This is a genomic window from Ructibacterium gallinarum, from assembly GCF_014982785.1.
GTDB lineage: Bacteria > Bacillota > Clostridia > Monoglobales > Monoglobaceae > Ructibacterium > Ructibacterium gallinarum.
In genome coordinates this window covers 86,691-109,576 of record NZ_JADCKB010000007.1, presented here as the reverse complement: position 1 = coordinate 109,576, position 22,886 = coordinate 86,691, and the positions used below count along the sequence as shown (strand labels likewise).

At 45.5% G+C, this 22,886-nt stretch carries 19 protein-coding genes; 18 read left to right on the top strand and 1 reads right to left on the bottom strand.

Features of this window, described 5'->3' with window-relative positions:
• Window positions 1-81 precede the first annotated feature (81 nt).
• From INF28_RS04805 to mgsA, 15 genes are all read left to right on the top strand, one after another.
• Window positions 82-972 carry a ComEC/Rec2 family competence protein gene (locus tag INF28_RS04805; protein WP_226392343.1) on the top strand — a complete coding sequence of 297 codons (891 nt, stop codon included), beginning with the start codon at window positions 82-84 and terminating at the stop codon, window positions 970-972.
• On the top strand, window positions 972-1,994 hold the full coding sequence (holA, locus tag INF28_RS04800; protein WP_226392342.1) for a DNA polymerase III subunit delta: 1,023 nt from the start codon (window positions 972-974) through the stop codon (window positions 1,992-1,994). Before INF28_RS04805 ends, holA begins: the two co-directional genes overlap by 1 nt.
• Window positions 1,995-2,171: 177 nt before the next feature.
• On the top strand, window positions 2,172-3,017 hold the full coding sequence (locus INF28_RS04795) for a sulfide/dihydroorotate dehydrogenase-like FAD/NAD-binding protein (protein ID WP_226392341.1): 846 nt from the start codon (window positions 2,172-2,174) through the stop codon (window positions 3,015-3,017).
• Complete coding sequence (gltA, locus tag INF28_RS04790; protein ID WP_226392340.1) at window positions 3,010-4,404, top strand: NADPH-dependent glutamate synthase; 1,395 nt, start codon at window positions 3,010-3,012, stop codon at window positions 4,402-4,404. The genes INF28_RS04795 and gltA overlap by 8 nt, the downstream gene beginning before the upstream one ends.
• 58 nt (window positions 4,405-4,462) lie before the next feature.
• Entirely contained in the window at window positions 4,463-5,809 is a 1,347-nt protein-coding gene (gdhA, locus tag INF28_RS04785) for an NADP-specific glutamate dehydrogenase (RefSeq protein ID WP_226392339.1), read from the top strand.
• A 189-nt stretch (window positions 5,810-5,998) separates the two neighbouring features.
• Complete coding sequence (locus INF28_RS04780) at window positions 5,999-6,547, top strand: NUDIX hydrolase (RefSeq protein ID WP_226392338.1); 549 nt, start codon at window positions 5,999-6,001, stop codon at window positions 6,545-6,547.
• Window positions 6,548-6,586: 39 nt separating this feature from the next.
• The gene (locus INF28_RS04775; RefSeq protein WP_226392337.1) at window positions 6,587-6,973 is read left to right on the top strand and encodes a cell division protein ZapA; all 387 of its coding nucleotides are present in this window, start codon (window positions 6,587-6,589) and stop codon (window positions 6,971-6,973) included.
• 6 nt (window positions 6,974-6,979) lie between these two features.
• The gene (locus INF28_RS04770; RefSeq protein ID WP_226392336.1) at window positions 6,980-9,058 is read left to right on the top strand and encodes a U32 family peptidase; all 2,079 of its coding nucleotides are present in this window, start codon (window positions 6,980-6,982) and stop codon (window positions 9,056-9,058) included.
• Window positions 9,058-9,492 carry a dUTP diphosphatase gene (gene dut / locus INF28_RS04765; RefSeq protein WP_226392335.1) on the top strand — a complete coding sequence of 145 codons (435 nt, stop codon included), beginning with the start codon at window positions 9,058-9,060 and terminating at the stop codon, window positions 9,490-9,492. Before INF28_RS04770 ends, dut begins: the two co-directional genes overlap by 1 nt.
• A 17-nt stretch (window positions 9,493-9,509) precedes the next feature.
• A complete protein-coding gene (locus INF28_RS04760; protein ID WP_226392334.1) occupies window positions 9,510-10,106 on the top strand; it encodes a Maf family protein in 597 nt (198 codons plus the stop codon).
• Window positions 10,107-10,138: 32 nt separating this feature from the next.
• Window positions 10,139-11,140: a rod shape-determining protein gene (locus INF28_RS04755; protein WP_226392333.1), complete on the top strand. Its 1,002-nt coding sequence runs from the start codon at window positions 10,139-10,141 to the stop codon at window positions 11,138-11,140.
• Between the two features lie 41 nt (window positions 11,141-11,181).
• Complete coding sequence (mreC, locus tag INF28_RS04750) at window positions 11,182-12,474, top strand: rod shape-determining protein MreC (protein ID WP_226392332.1); 1,293 nt, start codon at window positions 11,182-11,184, stop codon at window positions 12,472-12,474.
• A 35-nt stretch (window positions 12,475-12,509) separates the two neighbouring features.
• Window positions 12,510-13,010 (top strand): rod shape-determining protein MreD, encoded by a 501-nt coding sequence (gene mreD / locus INF28_RS04745; protein ID WP_226392331.1) that lies wholly within the window; start codon window positions 12,510-12,512, stop codon window positions 13,008-13,010.
• The gene (locus INF28_RS04740) at window positions 12,971-15,385 is read left to right on the top strand and encodes a penicillin-binding transpeptidase domain-containing protein (protein ID WP_226392330.1); all 2,415 of its coding nucleotides are present in this window, start codon (window positions 12,971-12,973) and stop codon (window positions 15,383-15,385) included. The genes mreD and INF28_RS04740 overlap by 40 nt, the downstream gene beginning before the upstream one ends.
• Window positions 15,386-15,671: 286 nt before the next feature.
• Window positions 15,672-16,094 (top strand): methylglyoxal synthase, encoded by a 423-nt coding sequence (gene mgsA / locus INF28_RS04735; RefSeq protein WP_226392329.1) that lies wholly within the window; start codon window positions 15,672-15,674, stop codon window positions 16,092-16,094.
• 48 nt (window positions 16,095-16,142) lie between these two features.
• Here the strand turns inward: mgsA and ymfI are convergent, their stop codons facing one another.
• Window positions 16,143-16,856 (bottom strand): elongation factor P 5-aminopentanone reductase, encoded by a 714-nt coding sequence (gene ymfI / locus INF28_RS04730; protein WP_264175690.1) that lies wholly within the window; start codon window positions 16,854-16,856, stop codon window positions 16,143-16,145.
• Window positions 16,857-16,999: 143 nt separating this feature from the next.
• Here ymfI and addA point away from each other — a divergent pair, with 143 nt between their 5' ends.
• The 3 genes from addA to INF28_RS04715 all read left to right on the top strand — a co-directional run bounded on the left by addA (window position 17,000) and on the right by INF28_RS04715 (window position 22,811).
• Window positions 17,000-20,596, top strand: a complete 3,597-nt coding sequence (gene addA, locus INF28_RS04725) for a helicase-exonuclease AddAB subunit AddA (protein ID WP_226392328.1) — start codon at window positions 17,000-17,002, stop codon at window positions 20,594-20,596.
• A 16-nt stretch (window positions 20,597-20,612) separates the two neighbouring features.
• On the top strand, window positions 20,613-21,767 hold the full coding sequence (locus tag INF28_RS04720) for an MGDG synthase family glycosyltransferase (RefSeq protein ID WP_226392327.1): 1,155 nt from the start codon (window positions 20,613-20,615) through the stop codon (window positions 21,765-21,767).
• Between the two features lie 216 nt (window positions 21,768-21,983).
• Complete coding sequence (locus tag INF28_RS04715) at window positions 21,984-22,811, top strand: AraC family transcriptional regulator (protein WP_226392326.1); 828 nt, start codon at window positions 21,984-21,986, stop codon at window positions 22,809-22,811.
• Window positions 22,812-22,886: the final 75 nt, after the last annotated feature.

The following is a 22,886-nucleotide window of genomic DNA, read 5'->3' as shown; positions in this document are numbered from 1 at the left end:
AGCCGGGGCTCTTTTCTTATGGTTGCGTTCCGGCGGAGGATGTGATATACTTTGAAAAAACAGATAGGAGGGAAGACGGAAGTGAAGAAAGGGTTATCTGCCTGTGAAAAAAGAGTTTTGCTTTGTCTGTGGATAACCGCGGTGATTGGGCTGGCCGCTGCCCTTTGGATTTTTGCTTCCTGTTCTCCCGTCATAGTCAGTTTCTTGGATGTAGGTCAGGGAGATGCTTGTCTGCTCCGGGCAGAGACTGGCGAAGCGGTGCTTATTGACGGTGGAGATTCCGGAGAAGGAGAAACTTTGATGGGATATTTTGCCGTGAAAAATATTGATGCGTTGGATGCAGTATTTGTGTCCCATTTTCATGAAGATCATAGCAGTGGAATTGCGGAAATTTTAGAGGCAGGTTTTCCAGTTGCATGTATTTATACACCATATTTGGAAAGTGGTACAGAGGCAGAAAAGAGAGTGCTGAATGCGGCTGAGCGCGCAGGTGCGGATGTTCGGAGAGTGAGTGCCGGGGATCAGATACAGCTGAGCGGGATAGAATATCATGTTTTATGGCCGGACAAGGACAGTGAAGTTTTGGATTTGAATAATATGTCCATGGTATTACGGACGGTGTATGATGGAACTACACTGTTGTTTACCGGCGATATAGAGAAAACAACGGCTGATATGTTAGCCGAGCGATACGGAGAAAAATTGTATTCTGACGTACTTAAAGTACCGCATCACGGCAGCAGTTCTTCGGTAAGTCCTGCTTTGATGGAGGCTTGCCGCCCGTTATGGGCAGTGATTAGCGCAGGGACGGGAAATCAGTACGGAGATCCATCAGATAGCATGCTTCGGAGTTTGCTGGAAAAGAAAACGGGAATTTGGCGGACAGACAGGGATGGAACAGTGGAAATGACGCTGGGGCGTGATGCGGTGAAAAATGTACGCCGCGCTGAGGATAAATGGAGGAATGATTGATGAAGCTGGAAAAACTCAATAGCCAGATCAAAACAGGGAAGCTGCTTCCGGTATATTTTTTCTATGGTGACGAGCAGTATCTGCTTTCGCGCAAGACAGCAGCCATTGTAGCACGGTTGATTACGCCTGGAATGGAGGATTTTAACCGTTTTTATTTCGAAGGGAAAAAAACGGATTTGGATGCAGTGATAGAAGCGGCAGAACAGTTTCCGCAGATGTCACCTAAAAAAGTGGTGATTGTTAAAAATAGCGGTTTCTTTCATCAAACCAATACTGCCGTTTACCGGAGAATCAAGGAAATGGTGCTGGACCTGCCGGAATACACCTGTTTGATATGGATTGAGGAGCATTTTGATAAAAAAAAGGAGAAAAATGTACAGTTCATAGAGGAGTACGGCGGTGTGGTGGCCTTTGATTATCTGCCGGTTAATCAGCTGGAGCTTTGGCTTGAAGATCGGTTCCGCAGAGAAGAAAAGCAAATTGCGCCGAGAGATTTGACCTATATGATCCGTCTGTGCGGTCCCGCACTGGGAAAAATACAGACAGAATATGAAAAGCTTCTAAATTATATAGGAGACAGAAACAAGATCTCCCGAGAGGATATTGATGCGGTGGTAGACCGTACAGTGGAATACAGGGTTTATGATATGTTGGATAATATTCTGACTAAAAAAGGTGGTCTAGCCCGGGAACAGATGAAATATTTAAAGGACAGCCGGGAGCAGCCTACTGTAGTGATGGGATTGATGATGGCAAAGATTTCAGAGCTTTTGACATGCCGGCAGCTAAAGGAAACCGGAATGTCCGCGCGGGAAATAGGGGAATATTTTGATTTTAAACGGCCCTTGTTTGCGGTGAATAAGACAATAGAGGATAGCCGGCGGTATGATGAGTCTTATTTGATTTCCATGTTGAACAAAGGACTGAATTATGATGCGGATATCAAAAATGGGAGAATGGATGGCTGGACTGCCGCAGAATTATACCTTGCAGAACTGACGGGATTAAATGATGGAAAGTAGTTTTCTAATTATTAGGAAAATTGCAGTAATATTGTTCCCTAAATGGAGAAAAATAGGGAATAATGATAGAAATTTTATTTTGTGGGGAAATTTTTTTAAAAAAAACATTGAAACAAAAAAAGCTCTGTGCTATAATAATTTGAATATGAAATTAAATGCTTATTGGAGGTGCTTTCATTGTTTAAAATCATCAGAAAAGAGATACTCAATCCTTCTGTTTCTCTGATCGAAGTGGACGCGCCGTATATCGCCCGAAAGGCGGAGCCCGGTCAGTTTATTATTCTGCGTGTGGATGAACACGGTGAAAGGATTCCTTTTACCATTGCAGATTATGACCGTGAAAAAGGCACGGTAACCATTATTTTTCAGATTGTGGGTCAAAGTACAGAACGTCTGAATGAATTGAATGCAGGAGATTCTCTGCAGGATTTTGTGGGGCCTCTGGGCAAGGCGTCGCATTTTGAAGGGGTTAAAACTGCTGCAGTCATAGGCGGCGGACTGGGAACAGCCATTGCGTATCCGCAGGCCAAAAAGCTCCATGCTATGGGCGTAGAGGTGGATATGATTAATGGTTTTCGCAATAAAGATATGATTATTATTGAAGATTTGTGTGCGGATGCCTGCACTAATTTGTATACTATGACAGACGACGGCTCCAATGGGAATAAAGGTTTTGTTACCGCCAAGCTGGAGGAACTGATCTCTGCAGGACGTAAATATGACATTGTGATTGCGATTGGACCGCTTGTCATGATGCGTGCAGTTTGTGAACTGACCCGGCCGTATGGGATTAAAACAATTGTCAGTATGAATCCAATTATGATTGACGGTACCGGGATGTGCGGAGGCTGCCGGGTCACCGTGGGCGGCGAGACCAAGTTTGCATGTGTGGACGGTCCGGATTTTGATGGACATCTAGTGGATTTTGATCAAGCGATTCGCCGTTCTAAAATGTTTGCTAAAGGGGAGCGTCGTTCCCGAGAAGCGCATCATTGCAGATTGGAGGGAATGGACCGTGCCTAATATGTCATTGGAAAAAGTGAAAATGCCGGAACAGGATCCTAATGTCCGGAATAAGAATTTTAAAGAGGTTTCGCAAGGATATACGGAAGAAATGGCGATAGAAGAGGCTGCACGCTGTTTGGGCTGTAAGCATCATCCATGTATGGGCGGCTGTCCGGTCAATGTGCAGATACCGGATTTTATCAAACTGGTTGCAGAACGTAAGTTTGAAGAAGCTTATCATAAGATTCAGGAGACCAGTTCTCTGCCGGCTATCTGCGGCAGGGTTTGCCCTCAGGAAAACCAGTGTGAAAAATACTGTGTCCGTGGTGTGAAAGGCGAACCGGTGGCAATTGGTCGTTTGGAACGGTTCGTGGCAGACTGGTATATGAAATATGGCAAGAGTGAAGTAAAAAAGGCTGCGTCCAATGGGAAAAAGGTTGCCGTGGTGGGCGCTGGCCCTGCAGGACTGACCTGTGCAGGCGATTTGGCTAAGCTGGGTTATGAGGTTACCATCTTTGAAGCATTCCACACGCCGGGCGGTGTGCTGGTTTATGGTATTCCGGAATTCCGTTTGCCAAAGGATATTGTGAAAGAGGAAATCCGCAAGTTAGAAGCCATGGGAGTTACCATTATGACCGATATGGTAATCGGAAAGGTGCTTTCCATTGATGAATTGCTGGGTGAAGAAGGTTTTTCTGCTGTATTTGTAGGCACCGGGGCAGGACTTCCCAGTTTTATGGGAATTGATGGGGAAAATTTAAATGGCGTATATTCCGCTAATGAATTTTTGACCCGGATTAATTTGATGAAAGCTTACCGTTTCCCGGAATACGATACACCGATTTATATGGGTAAAGATGTGGTCGTAGTCGGCGGCGGCAACGTGGCTATGGACGCGGCACGTTCTGCCAAGCGTTTGGGCGCTGAAAACGTCAGCATTGTTTATCGTCGGAGTGAAGAGGAGATGCCGGCACGGCGTGAGGAAGTACATCACGCCAAAGAAGAAGGCATTGACTTTAAGCTTCTTTGTAATCCTGTTCGTATTTTAGGCACTGAAGACGGTTGGGCGCAAAAGGTAGAATGTGTACGCATGGAACTGGGAGCACCGGATGCATCAGGACGCCGTCGGCCGGTTCCGATAGAAGGAAGCGAATTTACCGTGGATGCGGAGGTAGTGATTATTGCTATTGGCCAGTCGCCAAATCCGCTGATTAAAGATACAACCCCAGATCTTGAAACCAATCGACGTGGTTGTATTGTGGTGCGTGAGGAAACCGGTGCTACCAGCAAAAAAGGCGTTTATGCTGGAGGCGATGCGGTTACAGGTGCGGCAACAGTGATTTTGGCGATGGGCGCGGGGAAAACGGCTGCGCAATCTATTGATGCGTACTTAAAAGAAAAATAAACATAAAGTTTTAGAAAAAAATAAATTTATCATAAATAGCAAGGAGTAGTGATAACACATGGCAATCAAAAATGCATATCTGCAGAAAGTCTTTGAGCAGGTTCAAAAACGGGACGGTAATGAGCCCGAATTTTTGCAGGCAGTGGAAGAGGTGCTTGAGTCTTTGGAACCAGTCATGGACAAACACCCCGAATACGAGGCGGCCGGATTGATGGAACGTTTGGTTGAACCAGAACGGGTGGTTTCTTTCCGTGTTCCGTGGGTAGATGACAATGGTAAGACACAGGTAAACCGCGGCTATCGCGTACAGTTTAACAGTGCGATCGGTCCATATAAGGGCGGCCTTCGTTTCCATCCGTCTGTATATCAGGGGATTATTAAGTTTTTGGGCTTTGAACAAATTTTCAAAAATTCTTTGACCGGTCTGCCTATCGGCGGAGGTAAAGGTGGTTCTGATTTTGACCCCAAAGGTAAATCGGACCAGGAAGTTATGCGTTTTTGCCAGAGCTTTATGACTGAATTGTCTAAGCATATTGGGGCGGATACGGATGTGCCCGCTGGGGATATTGGCGTAGGCGGCCGTGAAATCGGTTTTATGTTCGGACAGTATAAGCGGCTGAGAAATGAATTTACTGGAGTACTTACCGGTAAAGGACTTACTTGGGGCGGAAGCCTTGCAAGAACCGAAGCTACTGGATATGGGCTGTGCTATTTCACCAATGCGATGCTGAAAGCAAACGGCAAGTCGTTTGAAGGTAAGACTGTGGTTATTTCTGGATCGGGTAATGTTGCGATCTATGCTACAGAAAAGGCAACAGAACTTGGCGCAAAGGTAGTAGCGCTTTCAGATTCCAATGGATATATTTATGATAAAAACGGTATTGACCTGGCTGCTGTAAAACAGATTAAAGAGGTAGAGAGAAAGCGGATCAAAGAATATTTGAATGTTCATCCTGAGGCAGAATATCATGAAGGCTGCAAGGGAATTTGGACGATTCCGTGTGACATTGCCCTGCCTTGTGCAACGCAGAACGAGTTGGATGAAGAAAGCGCAAATGCGTTGATTGCCAACGGCTGTTTTGCGGTCGCAGAAGGTGCGAATATGCCTTCTACACCAGAAGCTGTGGCGGCAATGCAGAAAGCAGGCCTGTTATTTGGCCCGGCTAAGGCGGCAAATGCAGGCGGTGTGGCTACTTCTGCTTTGGAAATGAGCCAGAACAGCATGCGTTATTCCTGGACCTTTGAAGAGGTTGATGCAAAATTGAAGAATATTATGGAGGATATCTTCAAGAAAGCAGATGAAGCTGCTGCGGCTTATGGCATGGCTGGGAACTATGTTGCGGGTGCGAATATTGCCGGTTTTAAAAAGGTTGCCGATGCAATGATGGCACATGGTATTATCTAAAATGTGACTATGCTTGGAGGGGGCTTTTGCCCCCTCCGGTGCGGACGTCCGGTGAACGGCTCTTTTTAAAGGAGAGGCATTCACTGGCCGTCTGTCTGTGTTTATGGCGGTAATTTCCCCGCTGTATTTTTTAGACTGCAGAACAGAAAAAAATATATAATTAACTTAAAATCGGAATCGTGAGAGAGGATGAAAGTTGTGATATTTGAAGAAAAAACCATTTCGTCTGAAAAGATTTACGAAGGGAAAATTGTAAAGCTTACTGTAGACAAGGTTGCAATGCCTGGAGGTAAGATTGCAACCAGGGAACTGGTTGCGCATCCGGGCGGTGTGGGCGTAGTGGCTTTAACAGAAAGCGATGAGGTTATTTTAGTTCGTCAGTTTCGGAAGGCAATAGAAAAAGCGATTCTAGAGATTCCGGCTGGAAAGCTGGATCCGGGGGAAGATCCCCAGACGTGCGGCATCAGGGAACTGGAGGAAGAGACCGGATTGAAGGCGCGCCGATTTGAGCCCTTGGGATTTATTTATCCGTCACCGGGATTTACAGACGAGGTGACATATCTGTATTTGGCAACGGACCTTTATGAAGGGAACATTCATCCGGATCCAGATGAATATCTGGATATTTTACGCATGCCGTTTGAAGAAGCGGTGGATCGGATTATGGCAAATGAAATCTCAGATGCAAAGACCGTGGCCGGGGTGTTAAAAACCATGAGGCTACTGAAAAAAAGCTGAGCGGATTGTCGCAGGAAATGCGAAATAAAGGAGAAAGCCATGGAAAACAAAAAAGTGGAAGTAAAGATCAATAACGTAGAGTACACGCTGCTTACTAATGAGTCGGAGGAGTATGTGCAGCGGGTAGCGCTGCTGGTCAACAAGCGTATGGCACAAATCCAGGAGGGCAACAAACAGCTTAGCACCGCTATGACGGCTGTGCTTACCTCCATTAATATTGCAGACGAGCTTTTGAAAAACGAAGGCGTGCTTGACAATATCCGGTTGGAACTGAAACGGTATATGGAAGAGGCACAGCGGAGCGGCGAAGAGCTTGAGGCAAAAAAGCTTGAGGTGGAAAAACTGAAGGAGGATATGCACAAGCTGCAAATTGAACTGGCGAAAAAGGAAACGGAACTATCTTCCGTCCGCCGGCGTCAGGGATAAAGGCATATGGAAAAAACAAAGACAGGGAAAATAGAATTATTGGCGCCAGCCGGGAATATGGAATGTCTGAAAGCGGCCGTATCTGCCGGTGCAGATGCCGTGTATTTTGGCGGAAAGGCATTTGGCGCCCGGAGTTTTGCAGATAATTTTGGACCGCAGGAAATTTACGAAGCGGCTGTTTATTGCCGTTTGCGGAAGGTGAAGACGTATGTGACAGTGAATACGATGACGCTTGACCGCGAATTTTCTGACTTGGAATCCTTTGCGGGAATTTTGGCAGACGCCGGGATTGACGGGATCATCGTACAGGATTTGGGCGTTGTACGGTACTTTCAGCAGTTATGTCCGGAAATGAGTATTCATGCCAGCACCCAGATGACAGTGCATAATCTAGCTGGTGTTCGGCTGCTGGAGAGTATGGGCGTACAGCGCATTGTATTGTCGCGGGAACTTTCGCGGGAGGATATGCAACATATCTTGTCTCATTGTAATGCTGAAATCGAGGTGTTCGTTCACGGGGCCATGTGCATGAGCTATTCTGGTCAATGCTTGATGAGCAGTGTTCTAGGTGGACGGAGCGGAAACCGAGGCAGTTGTGCACAGCCCTGCAGGTTGCCGTATCACAGCGGTGATGGCAGGGAACAGTTTTATCTGAGTTTAAAAGATATGTCCCTGATCCGGCATCTTGCCCAGCTGGAGAAAATGGGCGTTGCCTCTTTAAAAATTGAGGGACGGATGAAAGGGCCGGACTATGTTTCTGTCGTGACTCGGATTTACCGAAAATGTATTGATGAAAAAAGACAGCCCTCTCGGGAAGAGTATGAAATGTTAAACAGGGTTTTTTATCGGGGCGGGCTTACAGACGGATATTTTACAGGAAAAACGGGGAAAAGTATGTTTGCTTTTCATAAGCCGGACAACCCGTATGTCAAGGGAAATATGGTTTTGCCGGCACTGCCCGAAAAGACGGTGCCGGTGTTGTTAAGTGCAATTTTGCGTGAAGGCAGCCTTCCGGAACTTACTCTGGAAGGATTGGGAGAATCCGTGACTTGCAGGGGTGAAAAACCGCTGGAAAAGGCGGAAAAAGAACCTGCTGGACTGGATGAAACGAAAAAGCAGCTGAGTAAAATGGGAGGGACGGCTTTTTTTGCTGAAAAAATAGAGATACAGCGTTTTGGCAAACCGTTCGTACCGGTGCGTGTGTTAAATGGACTCCGCCGGGAGGCAGTTGCGGCATTGGAAAAAAAGATAATGGAGCAAGCGCGGAAAAAGATGTATCCGCTTTCGGAAGATTTAGAACGGGAGGTGTCGATGGAGTTTCGTTTTACCGCCTCGGTGCAAACTGCAGAACAGTTTTGTGCTGTAAAGGAATTTCCTTTTTACCGAATTGATGTACCTCTTCATGTGGTATCGGAACAGCCGGAACTGTTTTTGGAAGAAAAAGAAAGAATGATTCTATCCCCTCCTGTAATTTTACATGACAGCCAGCGGATGGCTTTGGCAGAACAGCTGAAACAGCTGTGTAAAATGGGGTTTTCGGCATTGCGTGCAGAAAATCTGGGTTGGATTCAGGAGGGCAAAGGTTTATTTTCTCTTTGGGGAGGACACCGGCTCAATACGGCCAACAGCAGAGCGATGCAGGCGCTTAAAAATCTGGGACTGCAGGCGGTATGTTTATCGCCTGAACTGAATCTGGCGCAGATTCGGGATTTAAAGAAATATTTGCCAGCCGAGGTGCTGGTTTATGGATACCTACCGTTGATGCTTACCGAAAACTGTATTAGTAAAAATTTGGGACAGTGTCCGTGCCCACCGGAAGGCGGCAAGCTTTGGGATCGCCGTGGCAAGGTGTTTTCTTTGCTGCGTGACGGGGATTCCTGCAGAAGCGTGGTGTTGAATACGGTGCCGCTGTATATGGGTGATCAGATTTCGAAAATCAAAGATGCAGGTGCGGCATATGGAAGATTGTTGTTTACGATGGAATCGCCGGAGGAATGCAGAAAAATATGCAGTAGTTGTCTTAAAGGAGAGGCTCCGGCTGGAGAATATACCAGACTACATTTTTACAAGGGGGTCATGTCATAATGGTAGTCAAAATTAAATATTTGCAGAAAAATGTTCCTGTACCGGAATATGCCACCCAAGGCAGTGCCGGTATGGATTTAGCAGCCGCGTTGTCCGGGCCGGTTACGGTTCCTGCTGGCGGCAGGGCTTTGATACCCACCGGAATAGCCATTCAGATACCGGAGGGATATGGCGGATTTATTTTTCCCCGTTCCGGATTGGCATTTAAAAAGGGTATTTCCATGTGCAATAGCGTAGGTGTGATTGACAGCGATTATACTGGTGAAATTAAGGTAGCCGTGCATAATATATCCGAAGAAAGCTATACCATTAATCCGGGGGACAGAATTGCCCAGTTGGTTTTTCTGCCCGTTGCTCGTGCTCAGTGGGAGGAAACGGATGAACTTGATCAAACGGAGCGTGGTGCAGGCGGCTTTGGTTCCACAGGAAGATAAAAGGGGGAGGAACAGGAATGAAAACGGTAGTGTTGGCGTCCGGGTCTCCCCGGCGTAGAGAATTATTAAAACGGGTTTTGCCGGAGTTTGAAGTGATGGCAGATGACGGAGAAGAGGAGCTGATTCCTGGTGAAAACCCAGAGGAAACGGTGCGGCGTCTGGCAATGCAAAAAGCAGAAAATACAGCCAAGCGTTTAAAAAAAGATGCGCTGATTTTGGCGGCGGATACGGTGGTTGTACTAGGTGAGAAGATTTTGGGAAAGCCGGATGATGAGGATGAAGCATTTGCCATGTTGTTTTCCTTATCGGGGAAAACGCACCGGGTTTATACAGGGCTGGCTGTTGTGGATACAAAAACCGGAAAAAAAGTTTCGGATTTTGTGGTAACAAAGGTACGTTTCCGATCTTTATCTGAAGCGGAAATCCACAGTTATATCCGGTCCGGTGAGCCTATGGATAAAGCTGGCGCCTACGGAATTCAGAAGATAGGCGCTTTGTTTATTGAAAGTATCGATGGGGATTATTTTAATGTGGTAGGTCTGCCTTTGTGCAGACTGGGTATAATTTTGAAAGAAAGCTTTGGCATTGATTTGATGGAAGAGAGCCAAAAATAAAATTTGAAATTAAAAAGATAGGAGATGGTAGTATGGCGGTGGATCTGGGAATTGATCTTGGCACAGCGAATACGCTGATATATGAAAAAAAACGGGGAATTGTACTTAACGAACCGTCTATGGTGGTGCGGAGCACCAAAAATCAGCAGATTCTGGCAATTGGAAGTGATGCCAGCGATATGATGGGAAGAACCCCTGACGGAGTCCAGGCGCTTCGTCCAATCCGGAACGGCGTCATTACCAGTTTCCAAGGGACAGTTGCCTTGCTAAAACACTTTATTAAAAAAACTGCAAAAAATAGTTTTTTTCGTATTCGGGTAGTAATTTGTGTGCCTTGCGGTATTACGGAGGTAGAGCGCAGAGCGGTGACCGAAGCGGCCAGGAATGCAGGCGCAAAAGAGGTCTATCTGATCGAACAGCCCTTGGCGGCTGCCATTGGCTGCGGGATTGAAATTAGTGAACCGTGCGGTAATATGATTGTCAATGTGGGCGCTGGGGTAACAGAGGTTGCGGTGATTTCTCTTGGTGGGATTGTGGTGTCTCATTCGGTGCGTGTGGCCGGAGATGCATTTGATAATTCCATTGTGCAGTATGTGAAACGCAAGTATAATATGTCTATTGGTGATGTTACGGCCCAGCAGGTAAAATGCAGTATAGGTTCTGCCTATTTTTATCGGGAAACGGATAAAACAGAGATCAAAGGAAGAGATCTCATGACCGGGCTTCCCAAGACGGCTGTGATTACTTCAGATGAGGTGCGGGAAGCATTGAAAGAAAATGCGGAGGAGATCGTGGATGCGGTAAAAGTGGCTTTAGAAAAAACGCCGCCGGAATTGGCATCAGATATTATGGTCAGCGGCATTGTTTTGGCTGGCGGAGGTGCCAAACTGAAAGGTTTGGGACGCCTGATTCATGTCAATACCGAAATACCGGTTTATATTGCCGAAGAACCCATGGAATGTGTGGCGGCTGGCGCCGGAAAATCTTTGGATTTTATGGCAGAAATGGGAAGACGGCAAAATAGTTTTTTATAAGAGAATAGGGGGCGTTTGCTCCTTGGTTGTGAGGGGTCATTGTGAGAAATTTTTTTGAAAATAAACAGCTTGTATTTCTGGTTGCAGCTACGCTGGTCATTGCGGTTATGATTGGTATTTTTGGTGCTTCTGCCGGACGGGAAAAAGTCAATGCCGCAGAGAATGCTGTAGGTGCGGCAGCGGCCGCCGGACAGTCGGCTTCTTCCGGAATGGGTGGCTGGTTCAGTAATATTTTTGAATATTTCGGCAGTGTAAAGGCATTGCGGGAAGAAAATGAACAATTAAAAGCTGCCAATGTTGAATTGGACAAACGTGTGCGTGACGCACAAGGGCTTGAAGAGGAAAATGCTGAACTTCGGCAGATGCTGGATCTTGCAGAGAATGAAAAAAAGCTTGAATTGACGGCGGCTTCTGTGATTGCAAAGGATCCCTCTAACTGGTACAGCAGTTTTACCATTAACAAAGGTACCAATGATGGTATACAGAAAAACCAACCGGTTCTTACGGCGAACAAGGAATTGATCGGACAAGTTTACAGGGTTGGCAGCAGTTGGGCAGAAGTCATTACCATTCTTGACCCGGAGAGCGGCGTAGGAAGTATGGTGGAACGCTCCAAAGATATTGGTATTTTGGAAGGGGATTCTGCACTCCGGTATCAAGGGCAGTGCAGGCTGGGATATCTTTCAAGGGATACTGATATTGAGCCGGGAGATTATGTGGAAACTTCCGGCCTGGGTGGAGTTTATCCCAAGGGATTGCTGATAGGAAAGGTGTTGGAAGTAAAAGAAGATAATACTACCATGTCAAAATATGCATCGGTGGAGCCAATTGTGGATATGAGCAAGCTCAGTCAGGTTTTTGTTTTAAAAAATCATGTAGATGATATTGGCAGACTGAGCGGCGAAGAAGAAACGACGACGGATAACGGAAAAGAGGATACGGATAAAAAGACAGAAAACGGTGAAGAGGAAGACGAGGATAAGACTTCCAGTTCCAGCAGCAGTTCAAAAAGCGGAGCTTCTGCGACCTCAAAGCCGTCTTCTACAAGTGGAAGTTCTAATTCACGTACTACTGCAAAGCCGTCACAAAATACATCTGGAGGTAGTTCGTCAGGCGGCAATTCATCGAGCAGCAGCTCGTCAGGTAACAGTTCGTCAGGCAGCAGTTCATCAGGTGGCAATTCATCGAGTAGCAATTCGTCGAATAGCAGTTCATCAGGCGGCAATTCATCGAGTAGCAATTCGTCGAGTAGCAGTTCATCGGGCAGCAGTTCGTCGGGTAACAGTTCTTCAGGTGGCAGCATGGCTGGGGATGGATCTGAGCTAAGAGAATGAGAAAGGTTTAGGCGTGACACTGGAGGTGTTTTGCAGTGCAGATTGTATTTTATGGAATATGGCTGATCTTGCTAGCGGTTTTTCAGCCTACCTTGGTAAGAGAATTGGCTATATGGGGAATTGCGCCGAACCTGTTTTTATGTTTTATTGTTATGACCGGGTTTTTCCGGGGTAAAACAGAAGGCGCTGTCTGCGGCATGATTTTTGGATTGGTATATGACTTGATGATTGGACGTATGATTGGTGTCAGCAGTCTGAGCTATTTATATATAGGATTTGCGGCAGGCTTTTTAAGCGAACGGTTTTTCAGCGGTGGAAAACGGTTGGCAGGGACCGTTACAGTGGCAGCAGGAACGTTGGCGGCGGCACTCATTTATTATCTGGCCCGGCTGATGGTTCGGGGAGATATTGGATTTGTAACCGCAATTTTTCGTACCGCGTTCCCTGAGGCGATTTATAATGCTGTAGTGGGATTTTTGCTTGCGTTTCCTATGCTATGGCTGATGAAGCTGCTGCGTTTGAAACGAATTTCTTGATTTTAGAAATAAAAAGACAGAAAGAGGGTGACGGCTTGGACGGAAAAGGATTTAACAATCGGTATATTATTGTATTGGCTCTGATAGGCGTATTGGTTTTAGCCTGTGTGATTCGTCTGTTTGACCTACAGGTGGTCAAGGGCGAAAGTTATCGTCAACAGGCGGAACAGCGTCTGTTGCGGGCGTATCCCGTAAAGGCGCCCCGGGGTGAGATACTGGATCGTTATGGGAATCCATTTGTAGAGAATGAAATGGGATATGCGATCCAGTTTCAAAAAATAGATTTAAGTGATGATGAACTGAATGAAGAGATTCTGGCAGTCAGCCGTCTTGTAACAGAGGATGGAGGCAGTTTGGAGTCAGAGTTCCCTGTTTTTTATGATGAAAAGAATCAAAAATGGGGCTTTGTTTATACGGATGGGCAGGAAGAACTTGAAGAGGTAAAAAAGGCGGAGGAATCGGACAAGCAGGCTATTAAGGAGGCGGCGGACTCTGAAGAAGAAATTGATGCTGATGCCGCGGCTACCTTGAAAGCAGAGCAAGAAAAGAAACTCCAGACCTGGAAGGAAGAAAACAAACTCACGCAGTATTCTGATGCACGTCAGATTATGGAGTATTACCGCAGTAAGTATGCGGTGGCAGGGAAATATACAGAGCAGGAACTTTTGCATATAGTTTCGGTCCGGTATGATATGGAAAAAAGTAATTTCAGTGCAAGTAATCCGTACATTATTGCCCGGGATGTCAGCGATGAAGTGGTACAGCAGCTTAAGGAGCGAGGAATGGATTTCCCTGGTGTAGAGGTGGAAATTGAACCAATTCGTGTGTTTGCAAACGGTAGTATGGCTGCCCATATTTTAGGGCGTACCGGAAAAATTTATGCGGAAGAATACCAGGAATTAAAAGATCAGGGTTACGGCATGAATGATATTGTAGGAAAAGATGGACTCGAAAAGGTTTTAGAGCCGTACCTGAAAGGAAAAGACGGGTATAAGAGTGTTTCCATGTCGAGAAGCGGCGGTGTAACGGAAATTTTACAGAGTCAGCCAGTGGAACCCGGAAATTACGCGAAATTAACCTTAGATATGGAACTACAGGCGGCAATGGAGGAGTCGCTTGAAAAGAATATAACCGATGCGGTAGGAAAAAATGGCGCGGGAGGTGCGATTGCTATTGTGCCCAGCACGGGAGAAGTTTTGGCGATGGCTTCCTATCCCACCTATGATCCCTCTACGTTTGATGAAGATTATGAAAAACTGGTGCAAGCCAAGTCCAAACCATTGTTTAACCGGGTGCTTAATGGAACCTATTCGCCTGGTTCTACATTTAAACCGTTAACGGCAATTGCCGGATTGGAAAGCGGGGTCATCCAGCCCGACACGTATATTCAGGATAAGGGAAAATATACCTATTATCCTTCTTATCAGCCTACTTGTTTAATTTATTCTTCCACCGGTGCGACCCACGGAACCATTGAGGTTTCAGAGGCGCTGGGTGTTTCGTGTAACTATTTCTTTTTTGAAATAGGGCGTTTAATGGGAATTGAGACCCTAGATGAATACGCTTCTTACTTTGGTTTGGGGGAAGAAACAGGGATTGAACTTCCTGAGAGTAAGGGGTTACTTGCAAGCCCGGAGCATCGGGAAGAAATTGGGGAAGAATGGTATCCGGGTGATGTGCTTCAGGCGGCTATCGGTCAGTCGGATAACTTATTTACCCCTGCGCAGCTGGCAAATTATGTTGCCACCCTGCTGAATAAGGGGACGCGGTATAAACTTCATTTGATTAGTGAAGTAGTGGATTATGACACCAAAGAAGCGGTCTATAAGAAAGAACCAGAAATTTTGTCGGAGCATCCCATTGCGGATACCACATTTGAAAAAGTTACCAATGGTATGCGGCAGGTGGTGACCAATGGTACAGCACGAGCCGCATTTTCTACCTGTGAATACAAAGTAGCCGGCAAAACGGGAACTGCCGAGGTGCCGGATGATGCCGATAATGTATTATTTGTTGGTTTTGCACCGTATGAAAATCCAGAAATCGTTGTGGCAGTGGTAATTGAACATGGAGCCTCCAGTACCTATGCGGCTAAGGTGGCGCGGGATGTCTTTGATGCTTATATGGAATTAAAAGAAGAAAGAGAAAATCCGGAGGCGGCAGAAAAGAAAAAGGCGGAAGAAACGAAAAAACCAGAATCTACCGGAAAGCCAAAGGCAACAGCATCTTCGTCTAAATCTTCCAGTCGGAAAGAGGATGCGGAAGGAACAAAAGCGACAGCCTCTCCCACTGCGTCTGCGGAGCGGGGAAAGGCCCCTACAGAAACAGAAGCCCCAAATGCATCACAAAACTCGGCAGGAGAAGGGACCTTATAATTTATTCCCAAAGAAAACCTTGCAATCACAGCAAAAAAAAATAATATAAAAACAATATATATAAATTTTTGTAGATTTTTCTTTGACTTTTGTTTATTTTTATGTTATGATATTGTTAGTATGCGGTCATAAGGTTTACTGTTGCAAAAAAATATTGCTGCGTGTGCCTGAAAGGCTTTATAGTGTGATTGTTGCAAAATAAGACTGAGAAAGAATAGATAGATTAAAACAGCACGGGTATAGCAGTCTTGGTTGGTTTTCGTGTTAGTTAGAAAGGGGAATGGAAATGAATATTGCGTTGATTGCACATGATAAGAAAAAAGAACTTATGGTTGATTTTTGCATTGCCTATAGCGGAATCTTGAAGCAGCACAATTTGTGTGCGACTGGGACGACAGGAAGCTTGGTGGCAGAAGCAACTGGATTGTCGATCAATAAATTTTTATCCGGTCCGGAAGGCGGAGATCAACAGATAGGAGCGCGTATTGCATATAATGAGATCGATGCGGTATTGTTTTTCCGGGATCCGTTGACTGCTCAGCCGCATGAACCAGATGTATCCGCACTGTTTCGGTTATGTGATGTACACAACATTCCGCTGGCCACGAATGTGGCTACGGCTGAGGTGTTGATTATGGGAATTGAGCGCGGGGATCTTGGTTGGAGAGACATTGTAAATCCGAAGAATAATAAGGAAAATCAAAAATAAAACAGAATACAAAAAACGTACCACAGCAATGTGATACGTTTTTTTGTATTAAATTACCAGACCGCCGTTTGGACTGATGACCTGACCGGTGATAAAACTGTCTGGCTTTGCCAGGAACAAAATGGTATCAGCAATTTCTTCTGGTGTGCCAAGGCGACCAAGTGGTGTCTCTTCTTTTAAAGACCGGATTGTATCCTGAGAGAGGGAAGCGTTCATGTCTGTATCAATGACACCCGGTGCTACACAGTTGACTCGGATTCCGGAAGGCCCTACTTCTTTTGCCAGAGCTTTGGTCATTCCGATCAGCCCAGCCTTGGCGGTAGAATAGGCAACTTCGCATGCAGCCCCAGTGATTCCCCACATAGAGGAAATATTGATAATGTTTCCTTGTTTTTGATGGATCATATAAGGAAGGACCCCGCGGATACAGTAAAATGCACCGTTGAGCGTGACCTGCATCATACGGTCCCATTCCGTGTCGGAAAGGGCGTCAAACATGGAAAACTGTGCAAAACCTGCATTGTTGATCAGGACGTCCACGCCGCCGGCAAGGTGGGTGATTTCCTGAAGCATGACGGCCACTTGAGACGCATCGGCTACATCAGCCGCAATGGCGGTCCCGCCGATTTCGCCTGCTAGAGCCAAAGCTTTATTTCGATTTTGGCGGTAGTTGATAAATACACGGTCACCTTGGGCCGCAAAGGCGCGGGCTGTCGCCGCTCCAATTCCGCGGGATCCGCCAGTAATCAGTATGTTTCTCAATTTTATTTCCTCCCTGCGTGTATTTTACATAGTTGGAGTATAGCACAAATTACTTTTGGTTGCAAGAGAAGGCTTGAAAAGTGGTTGCAAAAGCTGTGCCATTGTGGTAAACTGATGAAAGAATGCTTGGAGGAGGTGTGATTATGGCTGTGCAGTGGACAGAAGAGCAGTTACAGGCAATCGAAGCGCGGGGAAGCAGCATCTTGGTTGCGGCTGCCGCGGGCAGTGGTAAAACGGCTGTTTTGGTAGAGCGGATCATACGGCGGATTTGTGATGAAAAAAATCCGGTTCGCATCGATCGGCTTTTGGTGCTGACTTTTACGGAAGCCGCGGCTTCGGAAATGAAGCGTAAAATTGCACAAGCCATCGAACAGCGGCTGAAGCAGGAGAGCAATAATCAATGGCTTCAGGAACAGAGTATTTTAGTGCATTCGGCACATATTTCCACGATTCATGCTTTTTGTAAAACAATTTTGCAGAATCATGTTCATGAAACCTCTCTGCCGGCAGAATTTACCATTATTGATGATACAGAAAATGAAGTACTGCGCAACCAGGCGCTGGATCAGGTGCTGGAGCGGTATTATAAAAGAATAGGGAAAAAAGAAGGTTTTCGTGATTTGGCGGTGGGTTACGGCGGTATCAAAAACGATGAAAATTTGCGAAGTACCGTACTGAAGCTTTATAACTTTGCCAAAAGTCTGGCACGGCCGGAGCAGTGGCTGAGATATGCGGTTCAGCAATATCGGAATTTAAAAAATACAGAAAGCCTTGCAGGCACGGTTTGGGAACAACTTTTGCTGGATTATTGCCGGGAGACGGCTGAGGATATAGCAACGGGATTGGAAGAAATTTGGCGTTTAGTAGAAGCGGAAGTGCCTTCGGATCATAAATATTTTTCCTATTATAAGGAATTGAGAGAACAGTTTTTAGAAATATTTGCCCCGGTTTTGCGGGGCTCTGCAAATATCATTCAAGTACGCCGCTGTTGTGAAAGCTATATCATAAAGAAAACACCCTTTAAAACTGGTCTGGAAGAAGAACTGGTGACGTGTATTAATCGCATTAAAACGAGTATGGTGACAGAACCTTTGAAAGGACTTCGGGCCATGCTTTATAATGCGGAACCGGAACGGCTGGAAAAAATGATCTTGTGTGCACCCAGGATTCAGACATTAAAACAACTGGTACGGCAGACGGATCGATTACATAAGACAATGAAGCGGGAGCGCTCAGCGCTGGATTTTTCGGATTTAGAACATGAAATGCTGCATTTGATTACGGATCGGAAAGGTTGCCCAACCCGGACGGCAGAAAAATTGCGAAATCAGTTTGAAGAAATTTTGGTGGATGAGTACCAGGATACCAACAACATTCAGGATACCATTTTTCAATCATTGTCCCGGAATGGGAAGAATATCTTTATGGTTGGTGATCTTAAGCAGAGTATTTACAAGTTTCGGAATGCAGATCCTTCTATTTTTGCAGAAAAATATGAAAAGTATTCCCGCGGTGAAGGCGGGATATGTATTCGCCTGTTTAAAAATTTTAGGAGCCGAAGCACGGTGATTGATAGTGTAAACGGAATTTTTGGGACTATTATGACCAAAAAAACGGGTGGACTGGATTATACCCGGGAAGAATATTTGACACAGGGTGCTGCATATCCTGAAAATGCCGGAAATTTTGAGACGGAACTTTTATTGACGGAGGCTGGAAAGAATCACTATGCAGAGGATGGGGAATATGCAAACTGGTCTGCCAGCCGAAAAGAAGCCGTAACTGTAGCCCGGAGGATTCGTGCCATGGTAGCCGGTTGTGAAATACAGGTTACTGACAAACAGACCGGGAAGTTGCGGCCGGTGCGTTTGGGAGATATCACCATATTGGCAAGAACCAAAACGGATATGGCGGAGCTGGAGCAGGTCCTTCAAGAATACGGTATTGATGCTGTCAGTGAGACCGGAAGGAGCTATTTGGATTCCATTGAAGTAATGACGGTTTTGAGCTTTTTGCAGATTATCGACAATCCTCTGCAGGATATTCCGCTTTTGGCAGTGCTGCGGTCTTCGATGTTTGATTTTTCCCCGGATGAACTTGCTCAGATACGGTTGTGCGCCAAGGGAAACTATTATACCGCTTTATGCACTGCGGCAGATCTGGGAAATGAAAAAGCATCCGCTTTTTTGGCGGTTTTGAATGAATTGCGGGAGGATGCAGTTTGCAGCGGTGTGGATGAACTGATCTTTAAAATTTGTTATCAGCTTCAATATATGGCTTTGGCAGGAGCAATGCCAGGAGGGAAAATCCGTCAAGCAAATTTACAATTACTGCATCAGCGTGGAGCGGAATTTGAACAGGGCACGTTAAACGGGTTGTTTCACTTTATGGCATACATCGAAAGCCTGCGGGAGAATAAAAAAGATATGGAGGCTGCCCGGAATTTTGCGGATCAAAAGGATACGGTTTCTGTTACTACCATACATAAATCAAAAGGTTTAGAATATCCCGTTGTAATCCTTTATGGGATGCAAAAGGAATTTAATGAAAGGGATGCGTCAAGATCAGTAATTTGGCATGAGCAGGCTGGATTGGCTATGGATTATGTAGACACCCGGCAGCGTATTCGGTATCATACCTTAGCGAAAGATTTGGTTCGCGGCAAGATGATCCAAGACCAGCGCGCAGAGGAAATGCGGCTTTTGTATGTTGCAATGACCCGTGCAAAAGAAAAGCTGATTTTGTCTGCCGCTATTACCGAACGGGATCAAACATGGAAAGAAGCTGTTTATTGTAAGAATGGTGTGCTGCCCGGCTTTATTTGCCGGCGCAGAACCATGCATAATTGGGTATTGGCGGCATTGCTGCGGCATCCTTCGGCTACACAGCTTCGGGAAAAAGCAGATCGGATAGATATTTTGCCGGATATGGGTATGGATTTTGGGTTGAAGATACAGATTGTCAATCATGAAACCAATCCTATGCCGCTACGGGTTCAGGAAATGGCGGAGATGGAAAAGCCGGTCCAAGAGGATAAAGCGGATTGGCAGGAAGATCTTTCGCTGGCACAGAGGCTGGAATATCAATATCCTCATACTGAGCTGGGATGCACTCCGGTGAAGCTGTCGGTCAGTGAACTCAAACGAAGGAGAATGCCGGAAGAGCATGTTCCCGAGATTGCAGGTCTGAGCAGGGCGGTTTTAACGGAAGCCTCAGATATAGGTGCCGCAGAACGTGGAACCATTACCCATTATGTGATGCAGCATTTGGATTTTCACAAGACAGAGACAGAAGAACAGATCCGGTGCCAGCTGGATGAGATGGTACAAAGCGGCTTGATTCGTCTTCGCCAGCGTCAGGCCGTGCTGGAAGAAGGGATATTCGATTTTTTCCGGCATCCGCTGGGAAAACGGCTTGCAAACGCAGAAAGAACGGAGAGGGAATTTGATTTTTATATGGAAATTCCGGCCAAAGAGGCACAAAGCGGACTTTCAGAAGAGGATGGAGAAGAAAAAGTGCTTCTGCAGGGAATCGCGGATTGCTTCTTTTATGATAAAGACGGGATTGTTTTGATTGATTACAAAACGGATCGTGTTACACGGGAAGAAGCAAAGAAGAGGGCGCAGAATTATCAGCTTCAGATGGAGTACTATGCCCGCGGCTTAAGCCAGATTTTAAAGGTTCCGGTAAAGGAGCGGTATTTGTATTTTTTGTATTGCGGCTTTGCAGTTGCAATGTAAAAGAGGGGGGATATGCATGAAGGCTTTGGTTTTTTCGATAACGGCTGGACAAGGACATAATCAGACAGCAAAGGTGGTGTCTGATTATTTAAATGAAACCGGTGTGGAATGTAAATATATGGATGTGTTTGAATATATTAATCCGCTTTTGTCGGAATCTGTATCCAAGATTTATTTGATGTCTACCAAGAATATTCCTAAAATTTATGGCGGGGGCTACCGTATGTGTGAAAAACGGGATAGTAATATGCCCCATGTGTTACCGAAACTGACCAATACATTACTGGCACGGAGATTGTTAAAGCTGGTGCGGCGGGAAAAGCCGGATGTGATCATTTGTACCCATGTGTTTGCCGCCTTGCTGGTGACTTATCTTGCCGGACATATTGATGTCAATACCTATACCATTGGTATTGTGACGGATTTTACCATTCATCCTTACTGGGAGGATACCTGCCTTGATTATTATATTACGGCCAGTGAGCTGCTGACTTATCAGGGAAAGAAAAAAGGAATCCCGGAAGAAAAATTTAAACCATTTGGAATTCCCATTGACCCTAAGTTTGCCATAAGCCGTAGTAAGACGGAAGCTTGTCGGATGCTAGGTATTCCCGAAAAAAATACTGTTTTGGTTATGAGCGGAAGTATGGGGTATGGAAATATTATGGATGAAATTCTGGCACTGGACCGGTTGGATTTGGATTTTCAAATTGCAATGATATGTGGAAACAATAAAAAGCTGAAATCCCAGATTGATAAGCTAAAATTACGTAAAAATATATACAACTATGGATATGTGAATAATGTGGATGTCTTTATGGATGCCGCAGACTGTATGGTGACCAAACCTGGAGGATTGACAACAAGTGAGGCGCTTGCAAAAGGTGTTCCGATGATTATGAGCAATCCTGTGCCCGGTCAGGAGGACCGCAATGTGGAATTTTTGCTTAATACCGGGGCAGCAATTAAAATCAGTAAAACATTCCCGATTGATGATGCCTTGTACTACTTGTTTGTAAGCGATGAGAGACGTATGGTTTTGGAAAGAAGTATTCAAAGCCTGCGCAAACCGGACTCTACTAAGGTACTGGCGGAGTTTATAACTGCGCTTTTGGAAAAGGGAGAAAAACGAAAAAAAAGAGTATTATCTCTGGAACATTATGAACAATGAAAAACCCCTGCGTTATGCAGGGGTTTTTCATCACACACATATATACACACAGTGAAAAGGCTTACCAAAGCCCCATAAGGAGGACATTTTCGTTTGTTGCGAAAATCCTCTTTCACAATTATAGTATACCAGCATATCAGGAAAAAAACAAGTATAAAATGACATTTAACATTGCAAATCTTGCTGTCATGTGGTATAATCTTGCGGGTGATAAAAATGAATGTAGTGCAGTGTATCCGGAGTGACCGTGAAAAAACGTATGCCTATATGCATAAAAAAAGCAGTACAGGCCGGGGCGGTGATTATAAAATGCATACCCATAGAGAATATGAGGTTTTTGTATTTTTGAAAGGTAGCGCCAGGTTTGTGATAGAAGGAAACAGTTATCAGCTCAGGCCCTTTGATATTCTGGTGATACGAAGCAGTGAACTGCATCGGGTGTATTATGAGACAGAGCAGGAATATGAGCGAATTGTCCTGCATATTGCAGAGGATTTTTTTACCCGGCATCATTGTGGCTATTACTGCCGGGTGTTTGAAGACCGGACGGCGGGCGAGCAGAACTTGATTAGCGGCGATACTGTAAAACAGGCTGGAATCCCGGAACTGCTGGAACGCATGGAACGATATATCCGGCAGACCTCACGCAGGGAAGATGCCGCAGTACAGGCAGGGATTGTAGAGCTTTTGCATTTGTTGAATCAAACATTGCGGCAGAGAAGCATCCTCCCCCAGAGAAATGAGAATATTCAGGAAGTAATCCAGTATATCAATGACCATATTGGACAGGCAATAACCCTAGATCAAATAGCGAAAGAATTTTTTATATCGAAATATCATCTTTGCCGGATTTTTAAAGAAAGTACCGGATTTACGGTGGGAAATTATATTATGAATAAACGGTTGCTTAAAGTGCGTGCCCTTTGCGGGCAGGGTATGAGGATCAGTTATGCCTGTTATGAAGCGGGATTCGGAAGTTATTCCAATTTTTATAAAGCATATGTTAAAGCGACAGGTGCTGCCCCGCGGAAAGATTTAAAATAAAAAAGAGCGGCATTTGGCAGGTGTTTACCTGTCAAATGCCGCTGTCAGCGTGTCGATACTTTATCGATACGCTGA

Excerpts from the sequence above, each read along its gene's own strand:
- addA (WP_226392328.1), top strand. The coding sequence starts at position 17,000 with ATGGCTGTGCAGTGGACAGAAGAGCAGTTACAGGCAATCGAAGCGCGG.
- INF28_RS04770 (WP_226392336.1), top strand. The coding sequence starts at position 6,980 with ATGGAAAAAACAAAGACAGGGAAAATAGAATTATTGGCGCCAGCCGGG.
- INF28_RS04740 (WP_226392330.1), top strand. The coding sequence starts at position 12,971 with ATGGCTGATGAAGCTGCTGCGTTTGAAACGAATTTCTTGATTTTAGAA.
- INF28_RS04775 (WP_226392337.1), top strand. The coding sequence starts at position 6,587 with ATGGAAAACAAAAAAGTGGAAGTAAAGATCAATAACGTAGAGTACACG.
- INF28_RS04720 (WP_226392327.1), top strand. The coding sequence starts at position 20,613 with ATGAAGGCTTTGGTTTTTTCGATAACGGCTGGACAAGGACATAATCAG.
- mgsA (WP_226392329.1), top strand. The coding sequence starts at position 15,672 with ATGAATATTGCGTTGATTGCACATGATAAGAAAAAAGAACTTATGGTT.
- gdhA (WP_226392339.1), top strand. The coding sequence starts at position 4,463 with ATGGCAATCAAAAATGCATATCTGCAGAAAGTCTTTGAGCAGGTTCAA.
- INF28_RS04760 (WP_226392334.1), top strand. The coding sequence starts at position 9,510 with ATGAAAACGGTAGTGTTGGCGTCCGGGTCTCCCCGGCGTAGAGAATTA.
- dut (WP_226392335.1), top strand. The coding sequence starts at position 9,058 with ATGGTAGTCAAAATTAAATATTTGCAGAAAAATGTTCCTGTACCGGAA.
- INF28_RS04780 (WP_226392338.1), top strand. The coding sequence starts at position 5,999 with ATGAAAGTTGTGATATTTGAAGAAAAAACCATTTCGTCTGAAAAGATT.
- INF28_RS04755 (WP_226392333.1), top strand. The coding sequence starts at position 10,139 with ATGGCGGTGGATCTGGGAATTGATCTTGGCACAGCGAATACGCTGATA.
- INF28_RS04715 (WP_226392326.1), top strand. The coding sequence starts at position 21,984 with ATGAATGTAGTGCAGTGTATCCGGAGTGACCGTGAAAAAACGTATGCC.
- holA (WP_226392342.1), top strand. The coding sequence starts at position 972 with ATGAAGCTGGAAAAACTCAATAGCCAGATCAAAACAGGGAAGCTGCTT.